Below are 270 nucleotides of genomic sequence, written 5' to 3' on the forward strand. Positions count from 1 at the left end.
CTTGAATCTAGGCACAGGTTCTATTTTATGAAGAGGACGTTGGAGTCCATATAAGGTGCCTCATCAGCATAATCGTTTAAACTAATGAAGCTAATTTTTTCGCTATCCTGTTCAGTAAAGAAGAACTTGTTACTGCCCAAAGCACGGTCGTAGACAATGGATATTGTGCCGTCACCTTGAAAACTCCAGGAAAATGAAAAAGACGAGCCATCATTTTCATCTCCGTTGGTAGCGCCCGTATTGTTAGCAAAGAACTCAATAGAGCAGAAA

General features: G+C 40.7%; 1 protein-coding gene. It reads right to left on the bottom strand.

The features are described from left to right. Positions 1-20 precede the first annotated feature (20 nt). Positions 21-270, bottom strand: a 250-nt coding sequence (locus A3729_RS32840; protein ID WP_197475785.1) for a hypothetical protein, incomplete at its 5' end; no start/stop codon positions are given.

This window comes from Oleiphilus sp. HI0043 (assembly GCF_001634935.1).